Below are 2,382 nucleotides of genomic sequence, written 5' to 3' on the forward strand. Positions count from 1 at the left end.
CGTAGCCCACCACGTCCCCCAGCGACACGATGCGATCCACCTTCTGTTCCTCCGCGACACGGAGGACCTCCGTCAGCGCCTCGATGTTGGAGTGGATGTCGGAGATGATCGCGATGCGCATGAGGAGATTCTCGCCGGGCCCTCCGCCCGACCGCTAGGTACCGAGTGCCACCATTCGCTGCTCTTCGGAAATGATGCGCCGCAGCATCGCCAGCGCGCCCGAATCCAACCCCTCGAACTTCAATCCCATGCCCGGAGCGCCCTGGTCCACCCGCCGCCCCCGCTGCCACACCACCGTGGCCTCGGCCATGAGCTCCTTCACCTCACCACTGCTCAGCCGCAGCAGCGTCCGGCGTCCCTCGGCCAGCGGGGTGTTCGTCTGCAGGAACAGCCCCCCCTCACTCAGGTTGCCGATGCGCGCGTAGAGGGTGATGTTCTCCGCCTCGCACCAGGCCCGCAGGCGCGAGGGGGTTCGTCCGTGCTTTCGGTTCTCCGTCCGCAAACCGTGCCCTCCGGTGCGCGGCCCGTGGCGCGCTTGCTGCTCCCACCACCTGCCGCTTTTTCCCAGGAATCAGGATTCGCGGAGTGCGAGATTAAGGACGGTAGAAAAATCCGTCAAGCGGGGAGCTGGCTCCCCCCTCCGTCCGGTCCCGGACTCAGCCCTCGAGCGGGCCCAGGTCTTCGAAATGCGTGAGTCGCTTGAATTCCGCGAATCGGGCGTGGATGTCCTTGCGGTTCACCTCGCGCAGGCGCTCGAGGCTGAACTTCTCCACGGTGAAGGAGGCCATGACGCTGCCCATCACCATCGCGCGGCGCAGCACCTGGGAGTCGATCCGGCCGCACTCGGCCAGGGTGCCCATGAAGCCACCGGCGAAGGTGTCTCCGGCGCCCGTCGGATCAAACACCTCGGCCAGCGGGAGGGCCGGGCAGGCGAAGATGTGCTCCTGGTCGAAGAGGAGCGCACCGTACTCGCCGCGCTTGATGACCACGCGCTGGGGGCCCATGCCGAGCACGGCGCGGGCGGCCTTGACGATGTTGTGCTCGCCGGAGAGCTGGCGGGCCTCGGCGTCGTTGACGAAGAGCAGGTTGACGCGCTTGAGCGTCTTGAGGAGCGCCGGCCGGCTGCCGTTGATCCAGAAGTTCATCGTGTCGGCGGCGACGAGCTTGGGGCTCTTCACCTGATCCACCACCTGGGCCTGGAGCTCGGGGTGGATGTTGCCGAGGAAGACGAACTGGGCGTCGCGGTAGCTCTCGGGGAGCTTGGGCGAGAAGGCCTGGAAGACGTTGAGCTGGGTGTCGAGCGTCTCGGCCTCATTGAGCTGCCAGCCGTAGCGGCCCTTCCAGCGGAAGGTGCGGCCCTTCTCGCGGGTGACACCCTCGAGGTCCACGCCGCGGCCGCGCAGGAAGTCCAGGTGGGCCTGGGGGAAGTCCTCACCCACCACCGCCACCACCTTGGCCGAAGTGAAGAAGGACGCGGAGGTGGAGAAGTACGTGGCCGAGCCACCGAGGACGTCCTCCTTCAGACCGAAGGGGGTTTCCACCGAGTCCAGCGCGACCGAGCCAACGACGAGAAGAGACATGAGCGTTCCAGGGAGAGGGGCCGGTGAGGCGGGCACGGGTCTCCCAGGGGACCACCCGTGCCGTGGCGAGGTACGACTTTTCGGCCGGTCAGGTCAAGCCATCACGGCGTGGGCACCGCCGTCATGATGGCCTTGAGGTCGTCATCGTTGAAGTAGATGCCGCCCCCGAAGAAGAAGTCGCGGCCGGCGAGCATCCTCCGGGTGGTGAGGTCGCGCCGCGGATCATTGAGCACGTCGTCCATGCCGGCGGTGAGGAAGAGCCGATCGAACGCCTGGGCCCTGAGCGAGGCGCGGATGCGGGGGTAGCGCAGCTCGTCCACCGAGAAGTTGAAGGCGTCCAGCTTCAGCGCCAGGTGGTCCTTGAAGAAGTGGAAGTCCGCGCCGATGCCACCCGTGGACTCGATGATGCCGAAGCGCAGGGTGGTGAAGTAGTAGCGCTTGGCGAACTGGGCGCTGAACTTGAAGCCCTCGCGGGTGATCTTCTGCTGCTGGGTGACGGGCTCGCCCGAGGAGGGCGGGTTGGACTGGACGAGCTGCGTCTCGGAGATGCCGCGCGGATCATCCACCAGCTCCAGCAGGTAGTACTTGTCCGGCTTGGGGGCCAGCCGCAGCGACAGGCTGTTCTTCGAGCTGCCCTGCCCCACCAGATAGGTGGCCTGCAGGCCCACCTCGGTCTGCAGCCCGGTGAGCTTGGAGGCGAAGTCGGACATGTCCTCCACGGACTCGGAGATCTTCTGGCCCAGGCGCCGGTCGGCCACCAGCGCGCCCACGGCGCCCTCGCCGTTGTTCACCTTGGTGGTGA

3 protein-coding genes and 1 pseudogene are annotated in these 2,382 nt (G+C 66.9%); all 4 read right to left on the reverse strand.

Annotation, left to right across the window (positions count from 1 at the left end; translation table 11 throughout):
* Positions 1-121, reverse strand: a 121-nt coding sequence (locus VF697_RS40020) for a metallophosphoesterase family protein (protein WP_331103541.1), incomplete at its 3' end; no start/stop codon positions are given.
* A 33-nt stretch (positions 122-154) separates the two neighbouring features.
* Positions 155-502: a TIGR02266 family protein gene (locus tag VF697_RS40025; RefSeq protein WP_331103537.1), complete on the reverse strand. Its 348-nt coding sequence runs from the start codon at positions 500-502 to the stop codon at positions 155-157.
* Positions 503-656: 154 nt separating this feature from the next.
* The gene (locus tag VF697_RS40030) at positions 657-1,580 is read right to left on the reverse strand and encodes a PfkB family carbohydrate kinase (RefSeq protein WP_331103539.1); all 924 of its coding nucleotides are present in this window, start codon (positions 1,578-1,580) and stop codon (positions 657-659) included.
* 101 nt (positions 1,581-1,681) lie between these two features.
* Positions 1,682-2,382: pseudogene (locus VF697_RS40035) on the reverse strand (MCE family protein); the annotation flags it as partial.

Origin of the sequence: Archangium sp., from assembly GCF_036388035.1 — a bacterium.
Taxonomy (GTDB): Bacteria; Myxococcota; Myxococcia; order Myxococcales; family Myxococcaceae; genus Archangium.